The sequence below is a fragment of the Quatrionicoccus australiensis genome (assembly GCF_020510425.1).
GTDB lineage: Bacteria > Pseudomonadota > Gammaproteobacteria > Burkholderiales > Rhodocyclaceae > Azonexus > Azonexus australiensis_A.
Window position 1 is genome coordinate 22,304 of the sequence record NZ_JAHBAH010000001.1, and the last position, 13,600, is coordinate 35,903.

General features: G+C 63.0%; 16 protein-coding genes and 2 riboswitches. Of the genes, 8 read left to right on the plus strand and 8 right to left on the minus strand.

Features of this window, described 5'->3' with window-relative positions; translation table 11 throughout:
* Positions 1 to 2: 2 nt before the first annotated feature.
* Together KIG99_RS00130 and KIG99_RS00135 are read right to left on the minus strand one after the other, a co-directional pair.
* Complete coding sequence (locus KIG99_RS00130) at positions 3 to 629, minus strand: L-threonylcarbamoyladenylate synthase (RefSeq protein ID WP_226458207.1); 627 nt, start codon at positions 627 to 629, stop codon at positions 3 to 5.
* A gap of 3 nt (positions 630 to 632) precedes the next feature.
* Positions 633 to 1,475: a 3',5'-nucleoside bisphosphate phosphatase gene (locus KIG99_RS00135; RefSeq protein WP_226458208.1), complete on the minus strand. Its 843-nt coding sequence runs from the start codon at positions 1,473 to 1,475 to the stop codon at positions 633 to 635.
* 110 nt (positions 1,476 to 1,585) lie between these two features.
* A riboswitch (glycine riboswitch) is annotated at positions 1,586 to 1,675 on the plus strand.
* A gap of 15 nt (positions 1,676 to 1,690) precedes the next feature.
* A riboswitch (glycine riboswitch) is annotated at positions 1,691 to 1,770 on the plus strand.
* 76 nt (positions 1,771 to 1,846) lie between these two features.
* Between KIG99_RS00135 and gcvT the strand changes: the two genes are divergently transcribed.
* The 4 genes from gcvT (at position 1,847) to KIG99_RS00155 (ending at position 6,887) form a co-directional block, all read left to right on the plus strand.
* Positions 1,847 to 2,938, plus strand: a complete 1,092-nt coding sequence (gcvT, locus tag KIG99_RS00140) for a glycine cleavage system aminomethyltransferase GcvT (RefSeq protein WP_226458209.1) — start codon at positions 1,847 to 1,849, stop codon at positions 2,936 to 2,938.
* 23 nt (positions 2,939 to 2,961) lie between these two features.
* Positions 2,962 to 3,342, plus strand: a complete 381-nt coding sequence (gene gcvH, locus KIG99_RS00145; RefSeq protein WP_226458210.1) for a glycine cleavage system protein GcvH — start codon at positions 2,962 to 2,964, stop codon at positions 3,340 to 3,342.
* Positions 3,343 to 3,444: 102 nt separating this feature from the next.
* Complete coding sequence (gene gcvP / locus KIG99_RS00150; protein ID WP_226458211.1) at positions 3,445 to 6,333, plus strand: aminomethyl-transferring glycine dehydrogenase; 2,889 nt, start codon at positions 3,445 to 3,447, stop codon at positions 6,331 to 6,333.
* The gene (locus KIG99_RS00155; protein WP_226458212.1) at positions 6,333 to 6,887 is read left to right on the plus strand and encodes a DUF2946 family protein; all 555 of its coding nucleotides are present in this window, start codon (positions 6,333 to 6,335) and stop codon (positions 6,885 to 6,887) included. The genes gcvP and KIG99_RS00155 overlap by 1 nt, the downstream gene beginning before the upstream one ends.
* 152 nt (positions 6,888 to 7,039) lie before the next feature.
* On the opposite strand, the gene KIG99_RS00160 is transcribed toward KIG99_RS00155, so the two are convergent.
* Together KIG99_RS00160 and KIG99_RS00165 are read right to left on the minus strand one after the other, a co-directional pair.
* A complete protein-coding gene (locus KIG99_RS00160; protein ID WP_226458213.1) occupies positions 7,040 to 8,044 on the minus strand; it encodes a DnaJ C-terminal domain-containing protein in 1,005 nt (334 codons plus the stop codon).
* A gap of 3 nt (positions 8,045 to 8,047) precedes the next feature.
* Positions 8,048 to 8,959: an arginase gene (locus KIG99_RS00165; protein WP_226458214.1), complete on the minus strand. Its 912-nt coding sequence runs from the start codon at positions 8,957 to 8,959 to the stop codon at positions 8,048 to 8,050.
* A gap of 122 nt (positions 8,960 to 9,081) precedes the next feature.
* Between KIG99_RS00165 and KIG99_RS00170 the strand changes: the two genes are divergently transcribed.
* The gene (locus KIG99_RS00170; RefSeq protein ID WP_226458215.1) at positions 9,082 to 9,429 is read left to right on the plus strand and encodes a DUF3024 domain-containing protein; all 348 of its coding nucleotides are present in this window, start codon (positions 9,082 to 9,084) and stop codon (positions 9,427 to 9,429) included.
* Between the two features lie 10 nt (positions 9,430 to 9,439).
* On the opposite strand, the gene KIG99_RS00175 is transcribed toward KIG99_RS00170, so the two are convergent.
* From KIG99_RS00175 to KIG99_RS00190, 4 genes are read right to left on the minus strand one after another with little or no spacing between them, the layout of a single operon-like run.
* Positions 9,440 to 9,814: a hypothetical protein gene (locus tag KIG99_RS00175; protein ID WP_226458216.1), complete on the minus strand. Its 375-nt coding sequence runs from the start codon at positions 9,812 to 9,814 to the stop codon at positions 9,440 to 9,442.
* Positions 9,815 to 9,855: 41 nt separating this feature from the next.
* The gene (locus KIG99_RS00180) at positions 9,856 to 10,926 is read right to left on the minus strand and encodes a DUF2914 domain-containing protein (RefSeq protein ID WP_226458217.1); all 1,071 of its coding nucleotides are present in this window, start codon (positions 10,924 to 10,926) and stop codon (positions 9,856 to 9,858) included.
* A gap of 7 nt (positions 10,927 to 10,933) precedes the next feature.
* Positions 10,934 to 11,572: a YceH family protein gene (locus KIG99_RS00185; RefSeq protein WP_226458218.1), complete on the minus strand. Its 639-nt coding sequence runs from the start codon at positions 11,570 to 11,572 to the stop codon at positions 10,934 to 10,936.
* Between the two features lie 50 nt (positions 11,573 to 11,622).
* Positions 11,623 to 12,234 (minus strand): 3'-5' exonuclease, encoded by a 612-nt coding sequence (locus tag KIG99_RS00190; RefSeq protein ID WP_226458219.1) that lies wholly within the window; start codon positions 12,232 to 12,234, stop codon positions 11,623 to 11,625.
* Between the two features lie 99 nt (positions 12,235 to 12,333).
* On the opposite strand from KIG99_RS00190, the gene KIG99_RS00195 reads away from it, so the two are divergent.
* The 3 genes from KIG99_RS00195 (at position 12,334) to KIG99_RS00205 (ending at position 13,542) form a co-directional block, all read left to right on the plus strand.
* Positions 12,334 to 12,588, plus strand: a complete 255-nt coding sequence (locus tag KIG99_RS00195) for a hypothetical protein (protein WP_226458220.1) — start codon at positions 12,334 to 12,336, stop codon at positions 12,586 to 12,588.
* Positions 12,581 to 12,868 carry a GIY-YIG nuclease family protein gene (locus tag KIG99_RS00200; RefSeq protein ID WP_226458221.1) on the plus strand — a complete coding sequence of 96 codons (288 nt, stop codon included), beginning with the start codon at positions 12,581 to 12,583 and terminating at the stop codon, positions 12,866 to 12,868. The genes KIG99_RS00195 and KIG99_RS00200 overlap by 8 nt, the downstream gene beginning before the upstream one ends.
* A gap of 101 nt (positions 12,869 to 12,969) precedes the next feature.
* Positions 12,970 to 13,542: a DUF5610 domain-containing protein gene (locus KIG99_RS00205; RefSeq protein ID WP_226458222.1), complete on the plus strand. Its 573-nt coding sequence runs from the start codon at positions 12,970 to 12,972 to the stop codon at positions 13,540 to 13,542.
* The last annotated feature ends 58 nt before the right edge of the window (positions 13,543 to 13,600 follow it).

Here is a 13,600-nt window from a genome sequence, read left to right on the forward strand (position 1 = left end):
ACTCAGTCCAGGCCGAACGGCTCGAGCGAGCCGCGCCCGGCCCGGATCAACTCGGGCGAATCGCCGGTCAGATCGATGATGGTTGTCGGCTCGGTGCCGCAATGGCCGGCATCCAGGATCAACTCCAGCTGATCCTCCAGACGGTCCTGGATTTCCCAACCCTCGGTCAGCGGCTGCTCGTCATCAGGCAACTGCAAGGTACAGGTCAGCAGCGGCTCACCCAGCTCTTCCAGCAAGGCCAAGGCAACCGGATGATCGGGAATACGCAAACCAATGGTCTTGCGCTTGGGGTGCAGGACGCGCCGCTCCAGCTCCTTGCTGCCTTCGAGAATGAAGGTGTAGCTGCCCGGCGTCGTCGCCTTGAGCAAGCGATATTGCGCGTTATCGACGCGGGCATAGGTGGCGATCTCGGAGAGGTCGCGCACCATCAGCGTCAGGTGGTGCCGTTCGTCCATCTGGCGAATCTGGCGGATGCGATCCAAAGCGTTCTTGTCGCCGAGATGGCAACCCAGCGCGTAGCAGGAGTCGGTCGGCAAGGCGACGATCGCGCCATCGCGGATGAATTCGGCTGCTTGCACCAGCAGGCGCTGTTGCGGCGTATCGGGGTGAATATTGACTACACGGGCCATAAATTAAGCAATCAGACGCCAGACCGGCTTCAGGTCTTCCGGCAATTGAGGGAGCCGACCGAGATCGACGTAACTTTCTTCCGGCCCGTGGAAATCGGAGCCGCGCGAGGCATGCAACGCGAAATGCCGGGCCAGGCGGGCATAGTGCAACACATGATCCGGTGAGTGGCTGCCACAGACGATTTCAATGCCACGTCCGCCGAGATCCTTGAAGTCACCGAGAAAACGCCGCATGTCGCTGTTCGAGAGCGCCTTGTAGCGCGCCGGATGCGCCACCACGGCAACACCGCCGGCCGCTTCGATCCAGCCGATCGCATCCTGCAGGCTGACCCAGCGGTGATCAACATAACCTGGCTTGCCCGGCGTCAGATAGTACTGAAAGATGCCCGGCACATCCTTGGCGATGCCAATCGACACCATGTAACGGGCAAAATGGGCCCGCGAGATCAGGCTGGAATTGGTCGCGTAAGTCAGCGCGCCTTCGTAGATACCCGGCATGCCGATTGCCGCCAGCGCATCGCCCATGCGTTTCGCCCGCTCGACGCGGCCTTCGCGCAATGCGGTCAGGCCACCAACCAGCACCGGGTTCGCCGCATCAAAACCGAGGCCGACGACGTGGATCGGTACACCGTTCCATTCGATCGAAATCTCGACCCCGTTGCAGAAACGCACGCCGGCCTCCTCGGCCACCGCTCTCGCTTCGACCAGGCCGCCCAGATCATCATGATCGGTCAAGGCCCAGAAATCGACGCCATTGGCGGCCGCTCGCCGCGCCACCACGGCGGGCGGCAACAGACCGTCGGAAACCGAGGAATGGCAGTGAAAATCGAAATTGGCTGGAGTCACAGGCAGGGAACGCAATGCAAAGCGGGAGTTTATCACGAAGGCCGCCCTCGCCCGGCACGCCTTGTGCACCGCAGCAGGTTGCCTCGCATCCGGCGACCCGTTATAGTGCCACCCGTCCCATGGGAGAGCGCAGATCAAGTCTGCCGCCGAAGGCGCAATTTCACCCGAAAACGCTCAGGCAAAAGGACCGTGGAACCAAAACATGGCTTGCCATGCTTTGAAACTCTGGAGAGCGGCGTCAACAGCGCCCACCGATGGGGCAAATCTCTCAGGTATCGAGGACAGAGGGGTGAAACGCAAGATTCGTTCTTTCGTTTCACCCCTTTTCCGTTTCTAGAAGCAACGTTAACAAACGTTTGTAAAGGATTGATATGCTGAAGAAAACAGTGCTCAACAACGCACATCGTGCAATGAACGCCCGGATGGTCGATTTTGGCGGCTGGGACATGCCGGTCAACTACGGTTCGCAGATTGAAGAGCACCATGCCGTCCGCAACAACTGCGGCATGTTCGATGTGTCGCACATGTGCCCGGTCGATGTGGTCGGTGCCGATTGCCGCAGCTTCCTGTCCCGCCTCGTCGCCAACGATGTCGCCAAGCTGACCGTATCCGGCAAGGCCCTGTATGCGGCCATGCTCAATGACGCCGGCGGCGTCATTGACGACCTGATCATCTATTTCCTCAGCGAGACCCGCTTCCGCATCGTCGTCAATGCCGGCACCGCCGAGAAGGATCTCGCCTGGATGCAGACCAAGGCCGCCGAATGGAAGCTGGATGTCAGCATCACCCAGCGCCGTGACGGCGCGAACAACCTCGGCATCATCGCCGTGCAGGGACCGAATGCGCGTAGCAAGGTCTGGGAAGTCCTGCCCCAGGTCAAGGCCGCAACCGAAGGCCTGAAAGCCTTCTTCGCCGCTGAAGTCGACCAGTATTTCATCGCCAGCACCGGTTACACCGGCGAAGACGGTTTCGAGATCATGCTGCCGGCCGGCGAAGCCGAAACCCTGTGGAACCAGCTCAATGCTGCCGGCGTCGCGCCTTGCGGCCTTGGCGCCCGCGACACGCTGCGCCTGGAAGCCGGCATGAATCTCTATGGCCAGGACATGGACGAAACAGTTTCGCCGCTCGATGCCGGCCTGGCCTGGACAGTTGCCAACAAGGACGGACGCGATTTCGTCGGCAAAACGGCGTTGACCGCCAATGGTCAGCAAAAGCAGTTCCTCGGCCTCATCCTGCTCGACAAGGGCGTACTGCGCAGCCATCAAACTGTCGTTACAAAACAAGGTAATGGTGAAATTACTTCAGGTAGTTTCTCACCAACGCTGCAACAATCCATCGCCCTCGCCCGCCTGCCGCTCGGCGTCGCCATCGGCGATGAAGTCGAAGTCGATATCCGCGGCAAACTGCTCAAGGCCAAGGTCGTCAAACCCGTATTCGCCCGCAACGGCAAGTCAGTCATCTAATTCCACCCATTCAGGAGAAAACCATGTCGAACGTTCCCGCCACCCTCAAGTACGCCGCTTCCCACGAATGGGTCCTGCTCAATGCTGACGGCACTGTCACCATCGGCATTACCGATCACGCGCAGGAAGCCCTGGGCGACCTCGTCTTCGTCGAGCTGCCGGAAGTCGGCGCCACTTTCGAAGCAGAGAAGGAAATCGCCGTCGTCGAATCGGTCAAGGCCGCTGCCGATGTGTATGCACCGATCGCCGGCGAAGTCGTCGAAGTCAATCAAGCCGTGGTCGATGCGCCGGAATCGGTCAACCAGGATGCCTACGCCGCCTGGCTGTTCAAGATGAAGCCGGCCAATGTCGCCGATCTCGACAAGCTGCTCGATGCTGCCGGTTACCAGGCCATCGCCGACTAAGTCGATATTTTTGCCAGCCGGAGCGGCCGCGTGGCGGCTCCGGCCATCTGCCTTGCCCGGCCGCCGTTATGCCAGGCCGCACCTTCATTACCAAGGATTCCCATGCCGCTGAATCTTCCTCTTTCTGCGCTTGAGCAGAGTGACGAGTTCATCTCCCGTCACATCGGCCCCTGCGCCGCCGAGACGACCGCCATGCTCGCCGCGATTGGCGCCGCCAGCGTCGAACAGCTGATAGCCCAGACCGTTCCGGCCGCGATCCGCCTGCCGGCTGACCTGCCGCTGCCCGCACCGCGCCGCGAACACGAAGCACTGGCCGACCTCAAGGCAATTGCCGGCAAGAACAAGATCAACAAGTCCTGCATCGGCATGGGCTATTACGACACGCTGACACCCAAGGTCATCCTGCGCAACGTGCTGGAAAACCCGGGCTGGTACACCGCCTACACGCCCTACCAGGCCGAAATCGCCCAGGGCCGCCTGGAAGCGCTGCTCAACTTCCAGCAGGTCATCATCGACCTGACCGGCATGGAAATCGCCAATGCGTCGCTGCTCGACGAAGCGACCGCCGCCGCCGAAGCCATGACCATGGCGCGCCGCGTTTCCAAGTCGAAATCGAACCGTTTCCTGGTCGACAGCGCCTGCTTCCCGCAGACCATCGACGTGATCCGGACCCGTGCCGGCTATTTCGGCTTCGAACTGGTGATCGCGCCGGTCGACACTGTAAAAAACGAAGAATTCTTCGGCGCCCTGCTCCAGTACCCGAATGATCGCGGCGATGTCAGCGACCTGAGTGCTCCCATCGCCAGCCTCAAGGCCAAGGGCGCCACGGTGGCTGTCACCACCGACCTGATGGCATTGGTCCTGCTCAAGTCGCCGGGCAGCATGGGTGCCGACATTGCACTTGGCTCCAGCCAGCGCTTCGGCATCCCGATGGGCTTCGGCGGCCCACATGCCGCCTTCTTCGCCACCAAGGAAGCCTTCGTGCGCTCGATGCCGGGCCGCATCATCGGCGTCTCCAAGGATGCGCGCGGCAACACCGCACTGCGCATGGCGCTGCAGACGCGCGAACAGCACATCCGCCGCGAAAAGGCCAACTCCAACATCTGCACCTCGCAGGTGCTGCTCGCCAACATGGCCGGCATGTACGCCGTCTATCACGGCCCGCAAGGCCTGCGCACCATCGCCGGCCGCATCCACCGCCTGACCGAGATCCTCGCCGAAGGCCTCAAGCGTGCCGGCGTCACCGTGCTGACCCACACCTTCTTCGACACCCTGCACATCGATCTCGGCGCGCGTGCCGAAATCGTCTATCTCGAAGCCCTGGCCGCCGGCTACAACCTGCGCCGGGTCAGTGCCGGCGTACTCGGCATCTCCTTCGACGAGACGACCACCCGCCACGATGTGGCCGCGCTGTTCAAGGTGATCGCCCAGGTCACGCTCGACATGGCAGCGATCGATGCTCAAGTTGCCGCCGCCAACCCGTCGCTGCCAGCCGCGCTGCTGCGCACCGACGCCGTGCTGACGCACCCGGTATTCAACACGCATCACACCGAGCACGAGATGCTGCGCTACCTGAAGTCGCTGCAGAACAAGGATCTGGCGCTCGACCACTCGATGATCTCGCTCGGCTCCTGCACCATGAAGCTCAACGCGACCAGCGAGATGATCCCGGTCACCTGGCCCGAATTCGCCAACCTGCACCCGTTCGCGCCGCGCGACCAGGCCGTTGGCTACCTAGAAATGATCGGCAGCCTGACCGAATGGCTGAAGACAGTGACCGGCTTCGACGCCATCTGCATGCAGCCGAACTCCGGCGCCCAGGGTGAATACGCCGGCCTGGTCGCGATTCGCCGCTACCACGCCAGCCGCGGCGATGCCCACCGCACGATCTGCCTGATCCCGAAATCGGCGCACGGCACCAACCCGGCTACCGCCCAGATGGCCGGCATGCAGGTCGTCGTCGTCGACTGTGACGAGAATGGCAACGTCGATACGGTCGACCTGAAAAACAAGGCCGAATTGCACGCCGCCAACCTTGGCTGCCTGATGCTGACCTATCCGTCCACGCACGGCGTCTTCGAAGAGGCGGTCATGGACATCTGCGCCAGCGTGCATGCCAACGGCGGCCAGGTGTACATGGACGGCGCCAACCTCAACGCCCAGGTCGGCCTGACCTCACCCGGCTACATCGGTGCCGACGTCAGCCACATGAACCTGCACAAGACCTTCGCCATCCCGCACGGCGGCGGCGGACCGGGCATGGGTCCGATCGGTCTCAAGGCGCATCTGGCGCCGTTCATGGCTGATCACGCGGTCGCCGCGACGGGCAGTTCCGAGCGCGTCAATGCCGGTCAAGGAGCGGTTTCCGCCGCCCCCTTCGGCTCCGCCTCTATCCTGCCGATTTCCTGGATGTACCTCGCCATGCTGGGCGGCGCCGGCGTCAAGAAGGCAACGCAATTCGCCATCCTCAACGCCAACTACGTCGCGCAGAAGCTCAACGCCCATTACCCGGTGCTCTACACCGGCAAGAACGGCCGCGTTGCGCACGAGTGCATCCTCGACATCCGTCCGCTCAAGGCCGCCACCGGCATCGCCGAGATCGACATCGCCAAGCGCCTGATGGACTACGGCTTCCACGCACCGACGGTGAGTTTCCCGGTCGCCGGCACGATCATGGTCGAACCGACCGAATCGGAGTCGCAGGCCGAGCTGGATCGCTTCATCGCCGCGATGATCAGCATTCGTGAAGAAATCCGCCAGATCGAGAACGGCAGCTGGCCGGCCGACAACAACCCGCTCAAGCATGCGCCGCACACCCAGGCCGACATCATCGCCGACTGGGATCGCCCGTACAGCCGCCAGCAGGCCGTCTTCCCGCTGCCCTGGGTCGCTGCCAACAAGTTCTGGCCGAGCGTCAATCGCATCGACGACGTGTTCGGCGACCGCAATCTCAATTGCGGCTGCCCGAGCATGGACGCCTACGCCGACTGATGGTTGATCTCTCTGCCATCGCCAAATGGCCTGACGTCCCCGCCTGTTACGACTGGTTGTCGCTCGACCGGCGGGGCGACTGGCGATTGCAGGGCGAGCGCGTCACGCACCGCGGCCTGATCGAGTTCATCAACCGGCAGTATGGTTGTGACGAGACGGGCCGCTGGTTCCTGCAGAACGGGCCGCAACGCGTTTTTGTCAGCCTGGCCTACACGCCGTGGGTTTTCCGCCGCGAAGGCGATGCCTTCGTCAGCCACACCGGTCAGCCGGCCGGTGCGGTGCTGGCGGCTTTTCTCGATGCCGACGGCAACATCGTGCTGGAAACGGAACTCGGCATCGGCCTGCTCGACGACCGCGAGCTGGCCGGCTTTCTTGCCGAATGCTGCGAGGCCGAAGGCGGGCCGGCCAGCGAAGAGGCATTTCTGGCTTTGATGAGCGGTCGACCGGCGAGCATCCATTGGCACGAACTGCCGCTGCAGACGATCGCAGCGGTCGACCTGGCAAAACGCTACAAATTCGTGGCGCAGCCCGCCGCCAACCCGGAAAACTGCTGAATCCAGGCGTCGACCGGCCAGACCGAACAGTCAGTTCACCGCCAGCTTTTTCCGTAACAACGGCCCAACCTGCGCCAACCTGCGCCAGCCAGCGTTCGCTGCGTTCATGCAGGACACACCTCCTCCGGTGCCGGATAAGCGACACAACTTTTCTATTCGGCCAGAAAGGCCTGTCGCCATGCCGCCAGCGTCGGCAGCGCCTCTTCTGCATCCGCCTGCAGCGCCGCGTCCGCCTGCAACAGCAACTTGCGCTGACGGGCAGTCAAATGACGGGGAAACTCGACTTCGAGACAGATCACGAGATCGCCCGCCGGGTTGCGCCCGCGCCCCGGATAACCCTTGCCGGACAGTCGCACCTCGCGGCCTTCCGCCGCGCCCGGTTCAAGTTGGCAAGCCAGCACGCCAGTCAGGGAGGGAACCCGGATTTCCGCACCGGCCAGCAGGCTGAGCGCGCTGACCGGCATGCTGAAATGCAGGTCGCGCCCGCGCATGTCGTAAAGCGGATGCGCCGCGATGATCAGGGTTAGGTAAAGATCGCCAGCCTGCAGCTTGTCGCCACCCGGTTCGCCCTGCCCACTCAGGCGCAGGTCGTCGCCGGACAGCATGCCGGGCGGCACGCTGATTTCCAGGCTGACATCGGCGACTTCACGGCCACTGCCGTGGCAATCCGGACAGATGCGCTCGGAAAACACGCCGCGCCCGCCGCACTCGGGACAAGGGATCAGGGTCCGCTTGGCATCATGCACCCGACCACTGCCATGGCAGGCGGCGCAAAACCGCGTCCGCGAAATTCCCGCTTCGCCACTGCCATCACAGGTCGGACAGGCCTTGCCGCGGGCGTAGTGAATGTCTTTCCGGCAACCGGCGGCCGCTTCTTCGAGAGTAATTTCAAGGTTCAGCCGGATATCGGCCGCCTTGGCCGGCGTCGCTTCGGGCGCAGGCTCTGCCGCCGCTTCTTCGGTTTCTGCCTCTTCCGGCAGGTCGACCGCTGTCAATTTGTCGTAGGCGGCGCGGATCTGTTTGAAGCGCTCGGTCGCCTCCGGATGCTCGTTGCGATCCGGGTGCCAGCGCATGGCGAGGCGGCGATAGGCGCGCTTGATCTCGGCCGGGCTGGCATCACGGGCAACTTCGAGAACGACATGGGGATCGCGGCGCATGCGCTATTTTCCGCCACGTCCGGCAATCGCCGGCAGGATTTCGCCAATCAGGCCGGAAATCAGCCTCGCCGTCAGCCCATCCCGGTCGCGATCCGGGTTGTATTCGACAATCTCGAGCGCCCGCAAGCCGCTGGTCGCGGCCAGCTGACGCAGGGCCAGCCGGATTTCACGCGCGCCCAGACCATCCGGCTCCGGACTGCCGACACCGGGCGCCAGTTGCGGATCGAGCACATCGAGATCGAGCGTAACGCCGAAACCGGCCGGCGTACCGGCCACAATCTTGCCGGCCTCTTCCAGGCAGGCGGCAAAGCCGCGCTGCAGGATTTCCTCGCTGTCGATGATGCGTACGCCCTGCTGCTGCAGGAACACGAGTTCCTCGGGTTCGTAGCTGCGCGCGCCAAGCACGACGCAGTGGGCGGCACTGACCTGGACGCCGGGCAAGCCGATGTTGAGCAGCCGCTTGTCGCCGCGGCCAAGCAGGCAGGCCAGCGGCATGCCGTGTACCGCACCGGAATAGCTCGTTTCCGGCGTATGGCTGTCGAGATGTGCGTCTATCCAGAGCAGGCCGAGCGGAGCGCCGGCAAAGCGGGCGACGCCGCTCCAGGTGCCAATCGCCACCGAATGATCGCCACCGATGACGAGTGGAAACACCTTGTCCTGCAAGGCCAGTTCCAGTTCATCGGCGAGATGATGGCAAAGCTCGGCAATGCGTGCCGTCGCCGACAAATGGTCGGCGGCCGGCGCAAACAGGGTACGCCCCCAATCGACCAGCGGATGCCGCTCGATCTGGTGCCAGGCCTGCGAATGATGGAAGGCCAGCGGCCCGTCAGCGCACGCCTGGTCCTGCGCCCCCAGACCACTGGCCGCGCCGATAACCCGTAGGTGCGAGAATTTTTTCTGGGTGCCGCTTGTCATGAGGCGCGATTGAAACAGGAAAGGCCAGCAAGCTCAACGTCTGCGCCGTCGGCGGATATTCCATGGAGATATTCCGGCAACTGCGTTAGCATGCACGCCTGACTGTTTTTCACGGCAAGCGGATGACACTCCCCGTTCTGATCAGGCATCTCGCCCAAACCAAGATTGAAGCTTATTGCGCCCAAAGACTGCCGGCACATCTGCCCGAGCAGGTCCGCATCGATATCGAAATCGACGGCGATGCGGTCACCCTGATCGAATCGCGACCGCACTTCCAGCATCCGGAGCAATGGAGCCGCCTGCCGGTGGCGCGCTTCTGCTTCAACCCGGCGTCGCACACCTGGACATTGTTCCGGCCGCATTTCGGCCCGCACGAAACCTGGCTGCCTTACCCGGCCAAGCCGGAACGCGACCTGGACAAGCTGATCAGGCTGCTCGACACGGATCAAACCGGCGCCTTCTGGGGCTGAAACACAGCCATCATAGCGAAGCCGCATCGCCGAGCAGGCGATCGCACTCGTCGAGCAGCGACTGCGCGACCTCGGAGTGATAGTTCGGATCGAGCGACTCCATCATTTCATGCGCCGTGTACAGCCCGGCCTCGCGCGACAACGTCGCGGCAACCTGGCGCGCCAGCTGATCGCTCAGGTCGGACAAATGCCGCCGTTCGGCGAGCGGCAGATTGAGCTTTGAGCGACTCAGCCAGTCGGCCGCCAGCGAGGCGCCCTGCCCCTCGGTCAGCCATTGCCCGTGCTCGTAATAAGCTGCCAGGCGTTCGGCCGCCAGCGCGAAGATCAGCGCGACGCGCACGCCCCGGTCGGTTACAGCGGCGGGGGGAGATTTTTGCCGGTTCATTGATTGTGTTGCTTCCTCAGGCTTGGCATACGGCCAAACACTCAAAATTCGCGAAGTAAAAGTTGCTCGGCCGGCACCTCACCGCGCACCACGGTCAGCGGCAGGATACTGACAGTACGCCCATCCTGCGTCGCCACGACAAAACGCCATTCGCCGGGCGGCGGATTGCGCACCCAGGAATAGCCGCGAAAGCCGCGCTCGCGTCCGCCAGTGGTCTGAAAGCGGTTGCGGTAGGCCAGGCGCCAGCCATTGGCTTCGCGCACCTCCCAGCGGTGCTCCAGGGCTGCCGTCACGCCCTTGGGCGCGAACACCGCCGAGACGCCATACAATTTGCCACCTTCCGGCACGTGGACCGTCTGTGACTGATGCCGCCAGAACTGCCAGACCGGCGCCCGCTCCAGGCGCAAGGCATAGCGCCCCGGTGTCTGGACAAAGTCGTGACCAACGGCAATATCCTGTTCGACAAGAGGCACCGGCGCGATCATGTCGAATCGCCAGGCAAGCAGCAGCAGCGCGGCCAGTCCCCAGGCCGGCAGGATCCGCCCCGGCCGGCCGGGAGAAAACCACCACAGGCCATGCACAAGAACAATGCCGCCAGCGGTCGACAGGTAAAACCAGGCCGAATTCAAACTGCCCACCGTATGCGGCAAGGCAAAATTGAAGAGCAGGATGGCATTGAGCGCGAGCAATGCCCAGGTCAGCGTAAAACGCTCGCCGTGACGCTTGCCGGCCACTTCGTTATGGACCAGCAACGCACCAAGCAGCGCTGCCGTCAGCCAGGTACCGAGATGGCCGGAACTCTTGAAGTAGAGAATGAACAACGCTGAAAAAATGCCGCCGTAAAAGAACTGCAACAGCAGGTAAGGCCCCTGCCAGCGCAGATCGACCAGCCGCCCGCGCCAGCCGCTTGCCGCAGCGGGGGCGGCTTTTTGCAAAGCCTCGCGCCGCGCCAGGGCGACGACCAGCAGCCCGGCGCCCAGCAGAAAAAGGCCGAGACGCCAGAGATCGACCACGCGAACCCGCTGGCCGATGGTCAGCGCATCCCAGGCAAAACCGCCGAGAAAGGCGGCCAGCGGATAAAGACGCCGCAACAGAAAAATGGGCAGACGCACCGGGGAGTTATGCGCCTTTTGCCAGGAGCAGCGCCTTCAGTTCGGCGACTTCGGTTTCAAGCGCGCCGACCCGCGCCTTGAGGTCGGCCAGTTCTTCACTGGCTGCAGCCTTGCCCGTACCAGCCACAGGGCTCTCCGCGGCCGGCTGGCCGCTCAGCAGGTGCGTCCAGCGCTCTTCCCGGGTGCCAGGCAGACGGGCCAGACGCAGCACCAGGGCGCCGTCAGCGCGCTCGGCCAGTTCTTCGAGAAATGCCTCGACCGAAGAAATATCGGCAAACTTGTGCAGGCGCTCGCAGTTCAGGCGCAATTCGCCGGCCGTCTGCGGCCCGCGCAGCATCAACACGGTGAGCAAAGCCGCGGATTGGCTCGGCACGCCGAGCTGCCTTTCCAGGTTATGCGCGAAACGCGCCACCCGACTGCCGCTGACTTCGCTGACCAGACCGAGATCCTTGAGGCTATCGATGGCCTGCAGGATCTCCGGCTCACCCAGCTCAAGCACCGGGTTGCGGCTGGTCTTCTGGTTGCAACCGGCGGCCAGCGCGTTGATCGAAAGCGGATAGGTGTCGGGCACGGTGCGTTGCTTCTCGACCAGGGTGGCGAGAACGCGGGTTTCGACGAGGGAAAGCACGGGAAGGGAAAGCGACATACGTTTGCAGGTTCCGGGTTAAACGGTGAATCGGGATGGCAGCAACGGGCTCAGGCCGGCAGGTCGTTATTTTGCCGCCAGGTCCGGTAAATGCGCAGCGCGACGTGCGCATCGTTGGCAGCGTAGAGAATCTGCCGCTCGTTGAGGCGCGCATTGGCCCAGTTGCTGGTCCCGATCTTTTTCGATTTTTGCAGCTTCTGACCGAAGTAATGCGCCACCGCAACCTTGGCCCCGACCGTGCCACGATGCCCCGGCCCGCGCAACTCTTCGCCGAGATCGAGGACATTCTGCAAGGCGATGTTCAGGCGCGTATGCAAGGCACTGCGGTCATTGCCCAGACCAAAGCCGACCTTGAGCACGCCGGGGGCTTCAAGCACGGCTTTCAGCACGTCGAGTGCCGGCGTTCCCGTCACGGGGAAAAGATAGGCGTGCTCGTCGGTCGCCAGCTGGATAAGGTGCGGCCCGGTCGACACTTCGCCCTTCAGGAAAGTCGGCTTCGACTCGGTATCGAAACCGATGGCGTCGGTCGCCATCAGCGCCACCCGCGCCTCGCCAGCCTGCGCGGCAGAAGTCACCAGGGTAATGCCGGCAAGCCCGATACCGGGATAGAGCGGCAATTCGGCGGCAGCCAGATCGCTGCGACTCAATACAACTTCGCTCAAATTGGCCTCCTGCAGGCCGTCGACCGTAAATTGTCGCGCCCAGGGAACGTTCTGACTGCCATCAATGTATCCTTGCCTTTTCTCTCAAGAAGCAAGTGTATGGGATCACGCCGGCCGAAAGGCATCATTGCCTGGCTGAAAGCAAAATTTTCAGTCCGCCCCGCCCCGACTTCGGAAGTTGCCCGCGCCCAAAGCCTGATCGCGGCCATTGATCGCGGCGGCATTCCGCTCAATACCGCCAAGGTCAATGCCATTGCGCGCGACCTCGGCCTCGAGGTTTCGCGGCACGCCGCTGTCGAGCAGACCATCCTGCGCATCCGCCAGGCCCTGACGCGAGTCGGCCGCGATGGCTAAGAAGCCCTGGTTTCTCTATCTGATCGAGTGTTGCGACGGCAGCATCTACACCGGCATCACCGTCGATGTCGCTGCCCGCTACGCAGCCCATTGCCAGGGCACCGGCGCCCGCTACACGCGCTCGCACCCGCCGCTGCGCCTGCTCGGGCATGAGCAGCACCCGGACCGCTCCTGCGCCTCGAAAGCCGAATACCGGATCAAGCAGTTGAGTGCCCAGGAAAAACGGCGCCATGCCGCCACGCTGGCCAAGCAGACTGAATTGCAGGTGCCGGAAAAATAGCTGCTGGCCCTTTACCTGCCATGACCTAGACTGAGAACAAGGGGCGTAGCCCCGGTAACGGACGCAATTTCCGCTTGATGCTCAAAACCATGGAGGTCAGCATGACCGATACATCAGCCACCACTCAGGTCGCGCAACGCTCCACGACGCAAAATGCCGAGTTGGCACCAAGCAGAAGCCGCTCCGCATCGGAGACGAGAGTCAGCCTGCGCGATGAAATGAACGTGCAGATTCTCGAAGCATCCGCCGCGGTATCGCTCAAGGCCGGCGAACAGTCGCAAGCCCTGCTCTTTCGCAGCGCGATCGACCGGATCAACGAATATCTCGCCCCGACGCTGGGAGAAAACGCAATCCAGGGCAAGATGAGCGAGGACAACTCGGCTGAAGCGACAGCGGCGCGCATCGTTTCGCTATCAACCGCCTTTTACGACAGTTACGCCGCCCAACACCCCGGTGATGACCCGGAGCAACTGGCCACCAATTTCGTCAACCTGATCCGCGGCGGCTTCGAAAAAGGCTTCAACGAGGCGAAGGACATCCTGCAAGGGCTACAGGTCTTCAGCGGTGATATCGAAAGCGGCATCATGCGGACCTTCGATCTGGTCAACCAGGGTTACGACGACTTTCTCGCCAGCAAACTGGGCACGGCAAGCGAAACCACGCAGACTGCCTGAAATCAGCCGCCAACTCGGACCCATGAAAGCAAAAAGCACCCGCGCGGGTGCTTTTCAG